The sequence below is a fragment of the Falsiroseomonas algicola genome, assembly GCF_011040385.1.
Classification (GTDB): domain Bacteria; phylum Pseudomonadota; class Alphaproteobacteria; order Acetobacterales; family Acetobacteraceae; genus Falsiroseomonas; species Falsiroseomonas algicola.
Genome location: NZ_JAAIKB010000001.1, coordinates 570,215 through 585,440, shown reverse-complemented (window position 1 = coordinate 585,440; position 15,226 = coordinate 570,215). Strand labels below are relative to the sequence as shown.

19 protein-coding genes are annotated in these 15,226 nt (G+C 71.5%); 5 read left to right on the top strand and 14 right to left on the bottom strand.

Features of this window, described 5'->3' with window-relative positions:
• Positions 1-16: 16 nt before the first annotated feature.
• From G3576_RS02795 to G3576_RS02770, 6 genes are read right to left on the bottom strand one after another with little or no spacing between them, the layout of a single operon-like run.
• The gene (locus G3576_RS02795) at positions 17-625 is read right to left on the bottom strand and encodes a fumarate hydratase C-terminal domain-containing protein (RefSeq protein WP_164692782.1); all 609 of its coding nucleotides are present in this window, start codon (positions 623-625) and stop codon (positions 17-19) included.
• Between the two features lie 3 nt (positions 626-628).
• Entirely contained in the window at positions 629-1,528 is a 900-nt protein-coding gene (locus G3576_RS02790; protein WP_207622618.1) for a fumarate hydratase, read from the bottom strand.
• A gap of 20 nt (positions 1,529-1,548) precedes the next feature.
• On the bottom strand, positions 1,549-2,280 hold the full coding sequence (locus G3576_RS02785; RefSeq protein ID WP_164692781.1) for a sulfite exporter TauE/SafE family protein: 732 nt from the start codon (positions 2,278-2,280) through the stop codon (positions 1,549-1,551).
• Positions 2,277-2,624, bottom strand: a complete 348-nt coding sequence (locus tag G3576_RS02780) for a succinate dehydrogenase (protein WP_164692780.1) — start codon at positions 2,622-2,624, stop codon at positions 2,277-2,279. The genes G3576_RS02785 and G3576_RS02780 overlap by 4 nt, the downstream gene beginning before the upstream one ends.
• Positions 2,621-2,953 carry a succinate dehydrogenase gene (locus G3576_RS02775; RefSeq protein WP_164692779.1) on the bottom strand — a complete coding sequence of 111 codons (333 nt, stop codon included), beginning with the start codon at positions 2,951-2,953 and terminating at the stop codon, positions 2,621-2,623. The genes G3576_RS02780 and G3576_RS02775 overlap by 4 nt, the downstream gene beginning before the upstream one ends.
• Positions 2,950-3,693, bottom strand: a complete 744-nt coding sequence (locus G3576_RS02770) for a succinate dehydrogenase/fumarate reductase iron-sulfur subunit (protein WP_164692778.1) — start codon at positions 3,691-3,693, stop codon at positions 2,950-2,952. The genes G3576_RS02775 and G3576_RS02770 overlap by 4 nt, the downstream gene beginning before the upstream one ends.
• A gap of 80 nt (positions 3,694-3,773) precedes the next feature.
• On the opposite strand from G3576_RS02770, the gene G3576_RS02765 reads away from it, so the two are divergent.
• From G3576_RS02765 to G3576_RS02755, 3 genes are read left to right on the top strand one after another with little or no spacing between them, the layout of a single operon-like run.
• Positions 3,774-5,366, top strand: coding sequence for a thiamine pyrophosphate-binding protein (locus G3576_RS02765; RefSeq protein ID WP_164692777.1), 1,593 nt, complete (start codon positions 3,774-3,776; stop codon positions 5,364-5,366).
• Positions 5,363-6,091 (top strand): GntR family transcriptional regulator, encoded by a 729-nt coding sequence (locus tag G3576_RS02760; protein WP_164692776.1) that lies wholly within the window; start codon positions 5,363-5,365, stop codon positions 6,089-6,091. Before G3576_RS02765 ends, G3576_RS02760 begins: the two co-directional genes overlap by 4 nt.
• Positions 6,092-6,119: 28 nt before the next feature.
• Complete coding sequence (locus G3576_RS02755) at positions 6,120-6,752, top strand: MSMEG_1061 family FMN-dependent PPOX-type flavoprotein (RefSeq protein WP_164692775.1); 633 nt, start codon at positions 6,120-6,122, stop codon at positions 6,750-6,752.
• Here the strand turns inward: G3576_RS02755 and map are convergent.
• From map to G3576_RS02735, 3 genes are all read right to left on the bottom strand, one after another.
• Positions 6,749-7,549 (bottom strand): type I methionyl aminopeptidase, encoded by an 801-nt coding sequence (gene map, locus G3576_RS02750; protein ID WP_164692774.1) that lies wholly within the window; start codon positions 7,547-7,549, stop codon positions 6,749-6,751. The genes G3576_RS02755 and map overlap by 4 nt on opposite strands.
• Before the next feature lie 7 nt (positions 7,550-7,556).
• Complete coding sequence (locus tag G3576_RS31200) at positions 7,557-8,129, bottom strand: TetR/AcrR family transcriptional regulator (RefSeq protein WP_207622617.1); 573 nt, start codon at positions 8,127-8,129, stop codon at positions 7,557-7,559.
• A gap of 133 nt (positions 8,130-8,262) precedes the next feature.
• Complete coding sequence (locus G3576_RS02735; RefSeq protein ID WP_164692773.1) at positions 8,263-9,258, bottom strand: zinc-binding alcohol dehydrogenase family protein; 996 nt, start codon at positions 9,256-9,258, stop codon at positions 8,263-8,265.
• Positions 9,259-9,345: 87 nt separating this feature from the next.
• Between G3576_RS02735 and G3576_RS02730 the strand changes: the two genes are divergently transcribed.
• Positions 9,346-10,260, top strand: coding sequence for a LysR family transcriptional regulator (locus G3576_RS02730; RefSeq protein WP_164692772.1), 915 nt, complete (start codon positions 9,346-9,348; stop codon positions 10,258-10,260).
• Positions 10,261-10,317: 57 nt separating this feature from the next.
• Entirely contained in the window at positions 10,318-10,557 is a 240-nt protein-coding gene (locus G3576_RS02725) for a DUF3072 domain-containing protein (protein WP_203076904.1), read from the top strand.
• A 108-nt stretch (positions 10,558-10,665) separates the two neighbouring features.
• On the opposite strand, the gene G3576_RS02720 is transcribed toward G3576_RS02725, so the two are convergent.
• The 5 genes from G3576_RS02720 to purE all read right to left on the bottom strand — a co-directional run bounded on the left by G3576_RS02720 (position 10,666) and on the right by purE (position 15,217).
• A complete protein-coding gene (locus tag G3576_RS02720; RefSeq protein ID WP_328728311.1) occupies positions 10,666-11,421 on the bottom strand; it encodes a DUF1194 domain-containing protein in 756 nt (251 codons plus the stop codon).
• A gap of 184 nt (positions 11,422-11,605) precedes the next feature.
• Positions 11,606-12,214, bottom strand: coding sequence for a glutathione S-transferase family protein (locus tag G3576_RS02715; RefSeq protein ID WP_164692771.1), 609 nt, complete (start codon positions 12,212-12,214; stop codon positions 11,606-11,608).
• A 105-nt stretch (positions 12,215-12,319) separates the two neighbouring features.
• Complete coding sequence (locus G3576_RS02710; RefSeq protein ID WP_164692770.1) at positions 12,320-13,402, bottom strand: OmpA family protein; 1,083 nt, start codon at positions 13,400-13,402, stop codon at positions 12,320-12,322.
• A gap of 193 nt (positions 13,403-13,595) precedes the next feature.
• The gene (locus G3576_RS02705) at positions 13,596-14,717 is read right to left on the bottom strand and encodes a 5-(carboxyamino)imidazole ribonucleotide synthase (RefSeq protein WP_164692769.1); all 1,122 of its coding nucleotides are present in this window, start codon (positions 14,715-14,717) and stop codon (positions 13,596-13,598) included.
• The gene (gene purE / locus G3576_RS02700) at positions 14,714-15,217 is read right to left on the bottom strand and encodes a 5-(carboxyamino)imidazole ribonucleotide mutase (protein WP_164692768.1); all 504 of its coding nucleotides are present in this window, start codon (positions 15,215-15,217) and stop codon (positions 14,714-14,716) included. The genes G3576_RS02705 and purE overlap by 4 nt, the downstream gene beginning before the upstream one ends.
• Positions 15,218-15,226: the final 9 nt, after the last annotated feature.

Genomic DNA, 15,226 nt, shown 5'->3' with positions numbered 1-15,226 from the left:
ACGATGGCAATGGCGATCATGCTACCCCCAGTTTTGCAAGCGCGGCGGCGCGACGGTCCTGCACCTTCCGCTGCACCTCAGCGAACAGGCTTCCGCCATGGCTGTCCATCGCCACCAGCAGGGGCCCGAAGTCACGGATGCGGAATCGCCAGAGTGACTCGGGGTTGAGGTCATCGAGGTCCACATCCTCGATCGCCTCGATCCAGGTCGTCTCCAGCGCCGCGGTGCCGCCGATGATGGCGAGGTAGACGCCGCCCAACTCCGCGAAGGCCTGCTGCGATGACTCGCGCAGGCCCCCCTTGCCGATGATGATGCGCACGCCCTCGCGCTCCATCAGCGGCCGCGTGAAGCGCTCCATGCGGTCCGACGTGGTGGTGCCGATGCAGACGGCCTCGTAGCCGCTGTCATTCGTGCCCCGCTTGTCCACCTTGCGGACATTGGGGGCGGTGTGGATCACGGCATGGCCGTTGAGGTCGAAGCGCGTTCGGCGGCCATGATCGAACATGTGGATCTGCGTGGCATCGCGGATGCCGAACAGCGTGTCCTGCAGGGTGACGTGGTCGCCGACGCGCAGCTTGCGGATGTCGGCCTCGGTGCAGGGCATGTGCAGCGTGTGATGGGCCATGGCTCAGAACCCGATGCTCACGCCATCCGGCGTGAAGGTGGCGCTCGCGCGGCGCGCGCTGTGGCACTGGATGTTGACGGCGACGGGGTTCATCGTGATGTGCGTCGCCGCGACCTCGACATGCACGGCGAAGGCGGTGCTGTCGCCGCCGAGGCCCTGCGGGCCGATGCCAAGGCTGTTGACGGCATCGGCGAGTGACACTTCCAGCGCCGCGCCCTGTTCGTCGGCGCAGCGCGACCCGAGCGGGCGCGTCGCCGCGACCTTGGCGAGATGCATGCAGAGGTCGCTGGTGCCGCCGATGCCGATGCCCATGATGGTCGGCGGGCAGACCTTGCCGCCGGCCTTCATCGCGGCATCGATGACGAAGCGCTTCACGCCCGCCAGGCCATCGGCCGGGATCAGCATCTGCAGGAAGGACCCGTTCTCGCTGCCCGATCCCTTGGGGATCATGGCGAGCCGAAGCACGCGCTCCTCCTCCACGAAGTCGAGGTTGATGACGGGCACATGCGCGCCGCAGCTCGTATGCTCGTTCTGGCGCGTGATGGGATGGACGACGGAGCTGCGCAGCGGGTGCTCCCGCGTCGCGCGCTCGGTCCCCCGCCGGATCGCCTGCTTCAAGGCCCAGCCATCGAGTTCGACGTTGCGGCCGATCTCGACATTGAAGATCGGGATGCCGGTGTCCTGGCAGAGCAGGTTCTCCGTGCGCTCCGCCACGCCGATATTCTCGACCATCGTGGCCAGGATGGACTGGGCCGTCTCGTCCGTCTCCGTCGAGACGAGCTGGGAGAAGCCTTCCTTGATGTCGTCGGGAAGAATCTTGAGCGCGCGGATGTAGAGCAGCTTCGCCGCTTCCTCGATCGCCTCCGGCGCGATGCGCAAGGGCTCCACGCCCTGCCTGGTCATCAGCGTCATCGTTTCCTCCCTTACAGCACCAGCGACAGGCCGGAGAGCAGCAGCAGCGTCAGCAGCACGAGGCGGAAACCCTCGGCCGGGATCAGGCCATAGGCGCGGACGCCGAGCCAGGCGCCGGCGGCCAAGGCGGGAAGGCAGGCCAGCAGCATCATGGCGCTTTCGGCGGTGAAGAAGCCACCGGCGAGAAGCCCGATGGCCGCCAGCGCCTGCATGGCGATGATGAAGGGCTGGAAGATGGCCCGCGCCTCGTCCTTGCGCAGGCCCTTCAGGTCGCCCCACATGGCGGGCAGGGCGCCGGAGAAGCCGCCGATGCCGCCCAGCACGCCGCCGGCGAAGCCGATGCCGGCATCGGGCAGGGGGCCGGTGGTGAAGGCATGCGGCGCGCGCTTCAGCGCGATGCGCGCCAGGGTATAGCCGGCATACACGACCAGCAGCGCGCCGATCCCCACCGTGATGGCCTCGGCGCTCGTCACCTTCAGCACCAGCACGCCGAAGGGCGTGCCGAGCACGCCGCCGATGACATAGGGCCGCAGCACTGCCCAGCGCATGGCCGGCAGCACGGCGCGGATGGTGCCGAGCTGGATCAGGAAGGAGCCGAGCACCAGCACCGGCGCCGTCTGCTGCGGCGGCAGCCAGTGGAAGAGGATGCCGGCCGCGATCAGGTTGAAGGCGAAGCCTGCCATGCCGGAGGCGAAGGCCGCCACGAAGCAGGCGGCGACCATCACCAGCATGGCGGTGTTCATGCGCCGAGGTTCAGCAGGAAGAGCAGCCCGGCGGCGAAGGCCACGCCGGCGGAGGCCGCGACCATCGTCTTCTGCTGCGCCCGCCAGCCCAGGAACTCCAGCGCCAGCACCCGCAGCCCTCCGGCCAGATGGGCGGCCAACAGGATGACCAGGACCGTCTCGGCGACCTTCAGCACCGGGTTGTCGGACCAGCGGAGAAAACCCTCCAGCGCGGCCTCGCCCTGGATGGCCTGGCCGAGCGCCCAGAAATGCACGGGCAGGAAGAGCGCCAGCGCCAGGCCGGAGAGGCGGTGGACGAGGAAGGCGATCCAGGCGGGGTGGGAACGGCGGCGCCAGTCGCTCATGCGCTGTAAAGCCCCCAGGCGGCGCGGATGCCGAAGGCGGCGGTGAGAAGCGCGATGCCGATCCACGCCAGGTCATAGCCCCGCCCGCGCCAGCCCGCCCATTCCGCGGCGATGGCGCGGAGCCCGATCGCGCCATGCAGCCCGGCGGCGAGGGCGAAGACGCTGTAGAAGCCGAGCCAGGCCCAATTGCCGCGGGTGCGGCCGATGATCTCGGCGGCGGAGAGCCCGCCGCGAACCGCGACCAGGATGGTGACCAGGTGGACCACCACGGCCAGCGCCAGGACCATGGCCGTGGCGCGCTGCACGGCCCAGAGCTGCACGCCGTTCATCGCACCCCCCCTTTGAAGCCGGGCCAGAACAGGCTGCGCTTCAGCCCCGCGATGGCGCCGGAGGGGTCGATGCCCTTCGGGCAATGCGCGGTGCAGGATTGCGTCGAATGGCAGGCATGGCAGCCCGCATCGCCCGCCACCGCGGCCAGGCGATCCTTGCGCGCGCCATCGCGGACGTCATTCACGAGCGTCCAGGCCCGGTTCAGCGCGGCGGGGCCGAGATAGTCCGGGTTCCAGGCCACGATGTCGCAGCCGCTGTAGCAGACGCCGCAGCCGATGCACTCGATGCCGGCGTCCGCCTGCTGGCGCTGCTTCGTCGCGGGGGGCACCACGGCGAAGTCGTCGGGCACCGAGCCATCGGGGGCATCCTTCGGCTGGAAGGTGCCGCGCGCCTTCGCCCATTTGTCGAAGAAGGGCGCCATGTCCGTCGCCAGGTCGCGGATGACCGGCAGGTTCGACAGGGGCCGCAGTTCCAGCGCGCCATCCTGCGCCACGCGGCTGACATGGGTGCGGCAGGTCCAGCGGGGGCGGCCATTCACCACCATGGCGCAGGACCCGCACATGCCGACGCGGCAGGCGAAGCGGTAGGCGAGGGTGGGATCGACCTCCCGCTGGATGTGGGTGACCACGTCCAGCACGGTCTGGTTGGCGCGGGCGGGCACGGCGTAGTCGGCCATGGCGCCGCCCTCGGCGTTACCCCGCCAGACCTTCACGCGAAGCATGGCGGTTGCCTCGCCCATGCCGATCCTCCCCTTGCGCTATCAGAGGCTTGCATGGTCTTGTATCAGACACAAGACCCAGTTCCGGAGCAGATACCCCCATGAAACAGCGCGGCGCCGACATCCTGGTGAAGGGCCTGCAGGCGGCGGGGGTGACGCGGATCTTCTCCCTCTCCGGCAACCACATCATGCCGGTCTATGACGCGCTGGTGGGGTCGGGGATCGAGATCGTGCACACCCGCCACGAGGCCGCCGCGGTGCACATGGCCGATGCCTGGGCGCGGCTCTCGGGCCAGGTGGGCGTCGCGCTGGTCACGGGTGGGCAGGGCCATGCCAATGCGGCCGCCGCGCTCTGCACGGCCTGGCAGGGGGAGGTGCCGGTGCTGCTGCTGTCCGGCCATGCGCCGCTGAACCAGATCGGCCTCGGCGCCTTCCAGGAACTGGACCAGGTCGCGATGGCGGCGCCGGCGGCCAAGGCGGCCTGGGCGGCGCAGACGCCGGCGGGCATGGCGGCGGATGTGGCGAAGGCCGTGTCGATCGCGATGTCCGGCCGGCCCGGGCCCGTGCATCTCTCCCTGCCCACTGACGTGCTGGAAGGGGAGGCGGAGGACGCCCCCGTGCCCACGCCCGCGCTCGCCCCCATGCCGCTCTCGCCCACCACGGCGGGGCTGGTGGCGCAGGCCATCGCGGCGGCGAAGCGCCCGGTGCTGGTGGCACCGCCAGCGCTCTGCACCCCCGCCGGCTTCGCGCTGCAACGGGGGCTGGAAGCGGCGTCCGGCCTGCCGGTGCTGCCGATGCAGTCACCCCGCGGGCTGGCGGACCCGACGCTGGGGCTGCTGCGGGAGGTGCTGGGCCAGGCCGACCTGGTGGTGCTGATCGGCAAGGCGCTCGACTTCACGCTGGGCTTCGGCAAGCCGATGCCGGCGGATTGCCGCTTCATCCTGCTGGAGCCGGAGGGCGCGCTGCTCGCCCGGGCGCAGGGGCTGCTGGGGGATCGGATCACGCTGGCGGCGCTCGCGGACCCGACCAGCGCGATCACCGCGCTGACGGCGGCCGTGACGCCCGGCCATGCGGAATGGGCGGCGACGGTGCGGGAGGCGATCGGCTGGCGCCCGGCGGAATGGGCCACGCCGCAGGCGCCGGGGGCGATCCGCTCCGCCACCCTCTGCGCCGCCGTGAACGCGGCCGTGGCCCGGCACGGCGCGACCTTCATCTGCGACGGCGGTGAGATCGGGCAATGGGCCATGGCCATGGTGAAGGCCGAGACCCGCGCCGTGAACGGCGTGGCCGGGGCCATCGGCGTGGGCATCCCGTTCGGGATCGGCGCCCGCGCCGCGCGCAACGCCCCCGTCATCGCGGTGATGGGCGACGGGTCCTTCGGCTTCCACATGGCGGAGATCGACACCGCCGCCCGGCACGGCCTGCCCTTCGTCGCCGTGGTCGGCAATGACAGCCGATGGAATGCGGAACACCAGATCCAGATCCGCGACTACGGCGCCAACCGTGCCCATGGCTGCGAGCTGGCGCCGGGCACGCGCTACGACCTGGTGGCGGTGGCGCTCGGCGGGCATGGGGAACAGGTGACCGACGCCGCGGAGATCGGACCGGCCATCGACCGGGCCATCGCCTCCGGCAAGCCGGCCGTGGTGAATGTGGTGATCGAGGGCCAGCCGGCGCCGACGCTGAAGCGATGAACGCGCTCCGCCCCGATCCCCGGCCGCTCTACGCGCAGACGGAAGCGATCCTGACGCGGCGGATCGCCGACGGGGTCTGGGCGCCGGGCAGCATGATCCCGCCGGAGCCCGACCTGGCCGCCGAACTCGGCGTCTCGCCCGGCACGGTGCGGAAGGCGCTGGGCGGGCTGGAGCGGCGGCGGTTGATCGAGCGGCGGCAGGGCAGGGGCACCTTCGTCGCGGCGCATACCTCCGAACGCGCGCTGTTCCACTTCTTCCGGATCACCGCGCTGGACGGGCAGCGCCGCGCACCGACCAGCCATGTGCTGGATTGCGCGACGCTCGCTTCCAGCGCGGCGGAAGCGGCGCCGCTCGGGCTGGAAGCGGGCGCGGCTCTGCATCGCGTGAAGCGTGCGCGGCTGATCGGCGGCGCGGCCTGCATCCTGGAGCGCATCTGGCTGCCCGAGGCGCGCTTTCCGGGCTTCGCCCTGCCGGTGGGGCGGGAGATGACGGATGAGCTCTACGTCCTCTACCAGCGCGACCATGGCGTGACGATCGCGCGGGCGGAGGAGCGGCTGGCGGCGATCGCCGCGCCGGCCGAGGACGCGGCGCTGCTGGGGCTGCGCGAAGGCGCACCGCTGCTGGAGGTGGCGCGCATCGCCTTCGATTTGCAGGACCGCCCGGTGGAGCGGCGCGTGACGCTGCTGGACACCGCGCAGCATCGCTACGTCGCCAATCTCGACTGAGCGGCGCGGCGCGGGCAGGATGGCGCTCATGCCCGAAGCGCCCCTGACCGACCCGCACGCCGTCACGAGCCTGGAGGCGCTGGAAGCGCTCTATGGCCCGCCGAACCACAATTCGGTGGTGAAGGTCCGGCGCGACCTGGATGCGCCGAGCGCCGCCTTCATCGCGGGCAGCCCCTTCTGCATCCTCTCCACCCGCAACGCCGATGGCCGCGTCCATGGCACGCCGCGGGGCGACGGGCCGGGCTTCGTGCAGGTGCTGTCGCCGACCGAACTCGTCCTGCCCGACCGCCGCGGCAACAACCGCCTCGACGCGCTGCGCGACATCGTCAGCGACCCCAACGTGGCGCTGCTGTTCCTGGTGCCGGGGTCCGGGGAGACGCTGCGCGTCGGCGGCAAGGCGGTGATCAGCACGGATCCGGCGCTGCGGGCGCGGCTGGCGCATCAGGGCAAGGAACCGGCGACGGTGCTGCGCATCCGCGTCGAGGAAGTCTTCTTCCAGTGCGCCCGGGCCCTGCTGCGGTCGAAGCTGTGGGGGGAGGCGAAGCGGCCGGCGACGCTGCCGACGGCGGGGGACCTGCTGCAATCCGCGACGGGCGGCGCGGTGGATGGCAAGGCCTATGACGCCGAGGCGCCGGTGCGGCTCTCGACCAGCCTCTACTAGCCGTAGGGCGGCCTGGTGTAGCCGGCCGGGGAGAGGGTGAAGATCTCGACGCCGGTCTCCGTGACGCCGACGCTGTGCTCGAACTGGGCGGAGAGGCTGCGGTCCCGCGTCACGGCGGTCCAGCCATCGCCCAGCACCTTCACCGCGGGGCGGCCCGCATTCACCATCGGCTCCACGGTGAGGAACATGCCGGGGCGGAGCACCGCGCCCTCGCCGGGCCTTCCGTAGTTCGGGACATCCGGGGCGGCGTGGTAGGTGCGGCCGAGGCCGTGGCCGCAGAATTCCCGCACCACGCTGAAGCGCTCGGCCTCCACATGGCGCTGCATGGCGTGGCCGATATCGCCGACCGTGGCGCCGGGGCGGATGGCCGCGATTCCGCGGATCATCGCCTCATGCGTCACGTCCATCAGCCGCTGGGCGAGGGTGCCGACCGGGCCCACCGGATACATGCGGCTGCTGTCGCCATGCCAGCCATTCACGATGACGGCCAGGTCGATGTTGACGATGTCGCCCTCCGCCAGGCGGCGATCGCCGGGGATGCCGTGGCAGACGACGTGGTTGGGGGAGATGCAGGTGGCGTGCTGGTAGCCCTGGTAGCCCAGCGAGGCCGGGATGGCGCCGTAGTCGCGGACGAAATCGTGGCAGAGCCGGTCCAGCGCCGCGGTGGTGACGCCTGGTCGGACATGGGCGGTGATCATGTCGAGCGCCTGCGCCACCAGGCGACCGGCGGTTCGCATGGCCTCGAAATCCTCGGGCCTGTGGCGGGTGATGCGGCGGGCTTCGGCGATGTCGGGCATGGGGTCCTCAGGCGGCGACCGGCATGCCGGCATGGAGGTCTGCGATCAGGCGCGCGGCGTGGGGCGGGGGCGGCAGGGCGCGGGAGAGGGAGGGGCGCAGGATGGCGATGGGGCCATCGAAGATGAGGAAGCGGGCGCGGGCGAGGGTTTCGTCATCGGTCGCGGGCGCGATGCAGGCGCGGAAGGCGGCGTCGAAGGCTGTCTCGAGTCGGTCGAGCGCCTGGCGCTGGGTGGGGGGCGGGGGCGAATCCTCGAAGAGCGAGACCGGGTCGTGCAGCAGCAGGAAGGCGGCGCGGCGGGGGTTGGCCTCGGCCCAGGGCAGGATGGCCAACGCGGCCTCCCGCGCCTGGCGCTGGTGGAGCAGGGGTGCCAGCGCGCCGGTGAAGCTGGCATAGGCGCTGTTCCAGGCGGCGCCGAGGATGGCGGAGCGGCTGTCGAAGCGGTGGTAGATGGATCCGGTGGGCGCGCCGGTGCGCCGCGCGATGGCCTGCATGGTCGCGGCCGTCGGCCCGCCTTCCGCGACCAGGCTCATCGCCGCCTCGATGAAGTCGTCCTCGGTGAACCGCGCCGTCCTGACCATGCCAATTAGACTACACGTTCTGGAATGCGGCGTCCAATCCCTGGCGGTCCAGGGTCGCCTTCGACCCTGGCGGGAGGGGTACGGGGAGGGCAGCGCCCTCCCCGTATAAGCTTCGGGCTGTAGTGATCTGTTATTACAGCATTTCCAGCACGATCTTCCCCCGCGTCGCCCCGGTCTCGATCGCCTGGTGCGCCTCCCACAGCGTCGCGGCCGTCAGCGGCTTCGGCGTTTCCGCGATGGTCGTCCGCAGCGCGCCGGCCTCCAGCATCCGGCTCACTTCCGCCAGCAGCCGGTGCTGTTCCTCCATGTCCGCCGTCTTGTGCATGGGCCGGGCGAACATGAATTCCCAATGCAGCGAGGCCGACTTCATCTTCAGCATCCGGACGTCCGGCGGCGACTTCGGGTCGTCGATCAGGCAGACGGCGCCTTGGGGCGCGATGAGGCGGCACATGGCGTCCCAATGCGCCTCGGTCTGGGTGGTGGCGAAGATGGCGCGGACGGGCAGGCCGATCGCCTCCACCTGCGCCGCCAGGTCGCCGGCGTGGTCCACCACATGGTGCGCGCCCATCTGGCGCGCCCAGTCCTGGGTTTCCGGCCGGCTGGCGGTGGCAATGACGGTGAACCCGGTGAGCTGCCGGGCCAGCTGGACCGCGATGGAGCCGACGCCGCCGGCGCCGCCGATGATCAGCACGGCCTCCCCGGCCGGGGTGCGGCTGCGGGGCAGGCGGAGGCGGTCGAACAGTGCCTCCCAGGCCGTGATGGCGGTCAGCGGGATGGCGGCGGCCTCGGCGAAGGAGAGGTTGCCGGGCTTGGGGCCGACGATGCGTTCATCCACGAGGTGGAGTTCGGCATTGGTGCCGGGGCGGGTGATGTCGCCGGCGTAGAAGACGGCGTCGCCGGGGCGGAAGAGCGTGGCATCCGGCCCCACGGCGCGGACGATGCCGGCGGCGTCGTAGCCGAGGATGCGGGGCATGGCGTCGGGCGCCGTGCGGCCGCGGACCTTGGCGTCCACCGGGTTCACGGAGACGGCGCGGATCTCGACCAGAAGGTCCCGGCAGGTGGGCGCGGGCGGGTCGGGCAGGGTGATGTCGGAGAGGGTGTGGGGGGCGGTGAGGGCGATGGCCTTCATGGGGTGCTCCGGCGTTGGGGTTCGCCGCTAGATGCGGTGTGGCGCGGCGGTTGAAAATGGCGGCTCCGCGGCAAACACTTTCAACCGATGATCACGAATGCGCCCTTCGACCTCGATGACCTTCGCCTGGTGCAGCGCGTGGCCGGGACGGGCAGCCTGTCCGAGGCCGCGCGGGCGCTGGGGCTGACGCCGGCCGCGGCCAGCCGGCGGCTGGGGGTGCTGGAGGCGCGGATCGGCCAGCGCCTGTTCGCGCGGACCACGCGGCGGCTGCGCCCGACGGCGGAGGGCGAGGCCTTCCTGCCGCATGCCGACCGCGTGCTGGCCGCGGCGGCGGAAGCCGAGGCGGCGCTGGCCGGGGAGGGGGCTTCGGTGGCGGGCACGCTGCGGCTGACGGCGCCGGCGACCTTCGGGCGGAAGGTGCTGTCGCCCATGCTGGCGCGGCTGATGGCGGCGCATCCGGCGCTGTCGCTGGACCTGGTGCTGACGGATTCGGTGCTGGATTTGGTGGCGACGGGTCGGGATGCCGCGGTGCGGATCGCGCCGCTGCAGGGCCAGTCGCTGACCGCGCGGCGGCTGGCGCCGAACCGGCGCGTGCTCTGCGCCGCGCCATCCTACCTGGCGCGGCGGGGCGTGCCGGACAGCCGCGCCGCGCTGCCGCGCCATGATGCGCTGCTGCTGCAGGGCGTGGAGGGCTGGGCGCTGGTGCCGCCCGGTGGCGGGCCGGTGGACCGGGTGAGGCCGGCGGCCCGCATGGTCAGCAACAGCAACGAGGCGCTGCGGGAGGCCTGCCTGGCCGGGCTCGGCATCGGGCTGCATTCCACCTGGGATGTGGGGGAGCATCTGCGCCGTGGGGAACTGGTGGCGCTGCCGGAAAGCCTGGGGGTGCCGGAGGCGCTGGGGATCTGGCTGGTCTTCCCCGGCGGGTCGCAGCCCGCGCGGCTGCGGGCGCTGGTGGCGCTGCTGGCGCGCGAATTCGGACCCGTCCCGCCCTGGGAGCGGTAGCGCCGGGAACCGCCGGGTGGCGTGAACGTTCTGGCAACACAGGACGGAGGACCACCCATGGCGAAGCAGCCCGAACCGATGGACGACAACCCCAAGACCAATCCGGACCCCGGGTCCAACACCATCAAGGACCCCGCGGACTGGACCACGGGCGACGAGGCGATGACCGGCGCGCAGGCGTCCTACCTGAAGACGCTGAGCGAGGAGGCGGGCGAGGAGTTCGATTCCGGCCTGAGCAAGGCCGATGCCTCCAAGCGCATCGACGAGCTGCAGGCCAAGACCGGCCGCGGCCGCTAGGGACAATTCCTCGCGGTCCAGGATCCCGCCGTACCCTGGCGAGGGGGTTTCAGGGGGAGCAGCGCTCCCCCTAATCTGTTTTATGATCAGATACTTGTGCGTCGTTCTTCACGCATAGACTCGCTCCACCAGCGGCCCCGGCGCCGGGACGCTCGCAATCTCCCGGATGATCTTCCGCTTCACCGCCGTCTCGAAGGCCTCGAACCCTTCCGCGACCATGAGGAAGGCGCCCGGCCCGCCGATGACTTCCGTGCGGTAGTAGTCATCGAGCGGCGGCAGCCCCGCGGCCCAGGGGGTCGGCGTGCGGTCGAGCACGGCGAGGCCGTTCAGCACGATGCCCTTCTCCAGCGCTTCGGCGCGGGCATCGGCCACGGGCCGGCCGGAGTTGTTCACGCCGTCGCCGGAGATGTCCACGACCTTGCGCGTGCCCTCATAGCCCTGGCCAAAGAGCTTGGACGCGTAGTCCATGGCGCCGGAGATGGAGGTGTAGAGCCAGGTGCGGCGGGGCGCGGCGTCCACGGCGGCGGCGAAGCGTTCGCCGGCGGCGGGGCCGTCGATCTTCATCCAGGGGACCATCATTTCCTGGATGTGCCAGTCGGACCAGGTGAACATGGTCACGGCGATCTGGCCGAGCGGCCCGCCGGCGATGCCTTCCAGCAGCTTGGGGTCGCGGAAGGCGGCGGCGTAGCCGTTGAACTGGAGTTCCTGCTCGATCTCATCGACCGATCGGCTGACATCGACGGCGAGGACGAGCTCGACATCGACGGGTTCCTGCGCCCGGGCGCTGCCGGTGCGCAGGATGAGGGGGGCGGCGAGGGCGCTGCCCAGGACGAGCCTTCTGCTCAGGAGCGGGGAGGTGCTCACGTGCGGTTTCCTTCACCGGGGTGGTGGGCCGGTCTTGCACGTAACCTCCGCGCCTTAATTAGGAGCGAATATGCTGCGCCGCAACATCAGTCTTGCGGCGTTTTTCGGCAGATGCGCGGTTCTTGCACAGAGGGTGCGCTTCGAAGAAGGGCGCTGCCCCCTGTTTGGGCAATGGCAGAATGGCTTACCCTTTCCACCGCGTATCCCCGATGGCGGGGATGGCGTTTGCGCGGTCCCGCAGCGCCGAGAGGGCCGGGAATCGACCCGCGGCGAAGTCCGGCAGCACGGCGTCGGCGAAATCGAGCGCGCAGGTGACGGTGATGTCCGCCTGCGTCATGCGGTCGCCGCAGAGCCAGGCCTCGCCGGCCATCATGTCGAGCGCCGCGAAGCCGCCCGCGGCCTGGTCCAGCAGCTTGCCGGCTGCCTCCGCCCAGACCAGCTCGGCCGGACGGCGCTTCGTCTCCTGGTAGGCGGCGACGAGCTTCTCGGTCGCGCCGACCGCCAGGGCGAGGGCGCGCATCGCCGCGCGGCGGGGCGCGCCGGTGGCCGGCACCAGGGCGCGGTCGGGGCCGACCAGGTCGTCGATCGCGTCCAGGATGGCGACGCTGTCCACCAGCACCTCCCCATCATCCATCACCAGAGCGGGGACGCGGCCGAGGGGGTTGAGGGAGAGGATCTCCGCCCGCTGGTCCACCGTGCCGTAGTGGCGCTGCTCATAGGGGATGCCGAGCACCGCCAGGCTGGCGCCGACGCGCCGGACGAAGGGGGAGAGGTTGCGGCCGATCAGGATCATGGGGGTTCCTCCGGGTGATGTCTTGGCAGGCTCGCGCCCAACGAAAAAGGGGGGCGCCCTGCGGCACCCCCCTTCCGTGTCGGGCCGAAGAAGGTCCGGCGCTGATCAGCGCAGGACGATCTCGACGCGGCGGTTCTGCGGCTCGCGCACGCCGTCCGCCGTGGGGACGAGCGGGCGGCTCTCGCCGAAGGCCTGGATGGACATGGCGGAGCGGGCCACGCCACGGCGCTCGAGTTCCGCGGCCACGGCCTGGGCGCGGCGCTCGGACAGGCGCTGGTTGTACTGCGGCGTGCCGGAACGGTCGGCGTGGCCGGAGACCTCGATGCGCGTCGTGCCGGTGCGGCTGTTGGTCGCGGCCTCGCCGATGATCTGGCGGGCGCGGTCCGTCAGGTCGGCGCGGTCGAAGTCGAAGAACACCAGGAAGGTGCGGGCCGGGGCCGGCGCGGCGGCCGGCGTCGGGGCGACGACCGGGGCCGGGGCCGGGGCGGCGCCGAAGGCGTAGCGCAGGCCGATCAGCAGGCTGTGGTTGAGATTGTCAGCCTCGGCCGTGCCGCGCGCGCCATTGCCGTTGCGGATGTCGAACTCCACCGGCTGCGAGCCCATGAAGCGATATTCCGCCGTCACGGAGAGGTTCGGGTTGATCGGGAAGGCGGCGCCGACGATCGCCTGATAGGCGAAGCGGCCCTGGTCGCCATCGAGGGTGAGGCTGCCCGTGCCACCGCGGACGCGCACGCCCGAGTATTCATGGATCTGGTAGCCGAGGCCCGCGCCGATATAGGGGTGGAAGAAGGAACCGGCGCCCAGGTCGAAGTCATAGAAGGCGTTGGCCATCACGCCGTAGGAGCGGACCTTGCCATCGGTGCGGAGCGGGCGCGAGAACGCCTGGAAGCCGCTGGCGCCGTCCACCTCGTTCTCGCGGAAGCTGCCTTCGAGTTCCGCGCGCAGGCCGTTGCCGTAGCCGTAGCCGAGGCTGAGGACGCCGACATAGCCGTAATTGAACTCGACGGAGCCGCTGCGCTGCGGGCCGGTCAGGCCAGCGACTGCGGGGCCGGCCAGGCTGATGTCGGATTCCTGGAGCAGGTTCACGCCCGCGCCGGCGCCGATGTAGAAGCCCGTCACGGGCTGGGCCTGCGCGGCCAGCGGCAGCGCCAGCATGGTGGCGGCCAGGAGGGCCTTCCGGAACGTCATTCGATCAATCTCCTTGATCAACAGGTGCGTCGCACCCGTCCGGACCACCTCATCGACGTGTGACTGCCGATGCCCCCGTCCAAGGCGGCTGCATGGGAACCAAACTAACATTGCGCGAACGGCGATGTCAGCGCAGTTGCAGCACAATCAGCGATGTGTTGCTGGCGGGCCACAGCAACCCATGGCTCTTGGGTCACAGCGGCGAGAGATCGGCGGGATTCGGGGCCTCCGCGAGGGTGCCGAGCGGCAGCAACCGGTTGGCATGGCCAAGCTTCCGGCCTGGACGGGCCTCCGCCTTGCCATAGAGATGCAGCGCGACATCCGGCCTCGCGGCCAGATCGGGCCAGGCGGCGAACGACTCGGGGCCGACCAGGTTCTTCATCACCGCGTCGTGGTGACGTCCCGGATCGGGCAGGGGAAGGCCGGCCACGGCGCGCATATGCAGCTCGAACTGCCCATGGGCGCAGGCATCCATCGTCCAGTGCCCGGAATTGTGCGGCCGCGGCGCCATCTCATTCGCCAGCAGCGTGCCATCCGACTGGAGGAACATCTCCAGCGCCAGGATGCCGACCAGGTCGAGCGCCGTCGCCACCGCGGCGACATGGGCGCGGGCGGCGGCGGCCACGGCGTCCGGCACCAGCGCGGGCGCGAAGGACAGGTCGAGGATGTGGTGGGCGTGCCGGTTCTCCACCGCGTCGAAGGTCACCACCTTCCCATCGGCGCCGCGCGCCGCGATGGCGGAGACCTCCTTCGCGAAGGGGATGAAGGCTTCGAGGATGAGGGGGTGCGGCGCGAGGCGGTCGAAGGCCGCATCGGCATCGCCGGGCGCGCGCAGCACCGCCTGGCCGCGACCGTCATAGCCGAGCCGCGTCGTCTTCAGCACCGCGGGCAGGCCGAGCTCGGCGATGGCGGCGTGCAGGCCCTCGCGGCTGGTGATCTCCCGCCAGGGGCCGACCGGGATGCCGGCGCGCTCGAAGAAGCGCTTCTCCGCCACGCGGTCCTGGCCGATGCGCAGCGCCTCCACCCCCGGGCGGCAGGGCACGAGGGGCGCCAGGGCGTCGAGCGTCGCGGCGGGGACGTTCTCGAACTCGAAGGTCACAACATCGACGGCGGCGGCGAAGGCGGCCAGCGCGGCGGTGTCGCCGTAAGGCGCGACGGTGCGGGCGGCCGCCACCTGCATCCCCGGGCTGTCATCCTCCGGCGCGAAGACATGCACGCGGTAGCCGAGCGCCGCGGCGGCCAGCGCCGACATGCGGCCGAGCTGCCCGCCACCCAGGATGCCGATGGTGGAGCCGGGGGGAAGCGGCCCGCTCATGCCGGGCTGTCCGGCACAGCCTCGGTCCGCGCGGCGCGCCAGGCGGCGAGGCGGGCGGCAAGCGCCGGGTCCTCGATGCCGAGGATGGCGGCGGCCAGCAGGCCGGCATTCAGGGCGCCGGCCTTGCCGATGGCCAGCGTGCCGACCGGGATGCCGCCGGGCATCTGGACGATGGACATCAGGCTGTCCATGCCCTTGAGCGCATGGCTTTCGACCGGCACGCCCAGCACCGGCAGGGTGGTGAAGGCAGCGACCATGCCCGGCAGATGGGCCGCGCCGCCGGCGCCGGCGATGATCACCTTGATGCCGCGCCCCGCCGCTTCCTTGGCATAGGCGACCATGCGGTCCGGCGTGCGATGGGCGGAGACGACCCGCGTCTCATGCGGCACGTCGAGCGCGGCCAGCACCTCCGCCGCGTGGCGCATCGTCTCCCAGTCGGAGGTCGAGCCCATGATGACGCCGACGCGGGGCAGGGCCCCGGCGGCACTCGCTTCGGTCATGGCAGGCCC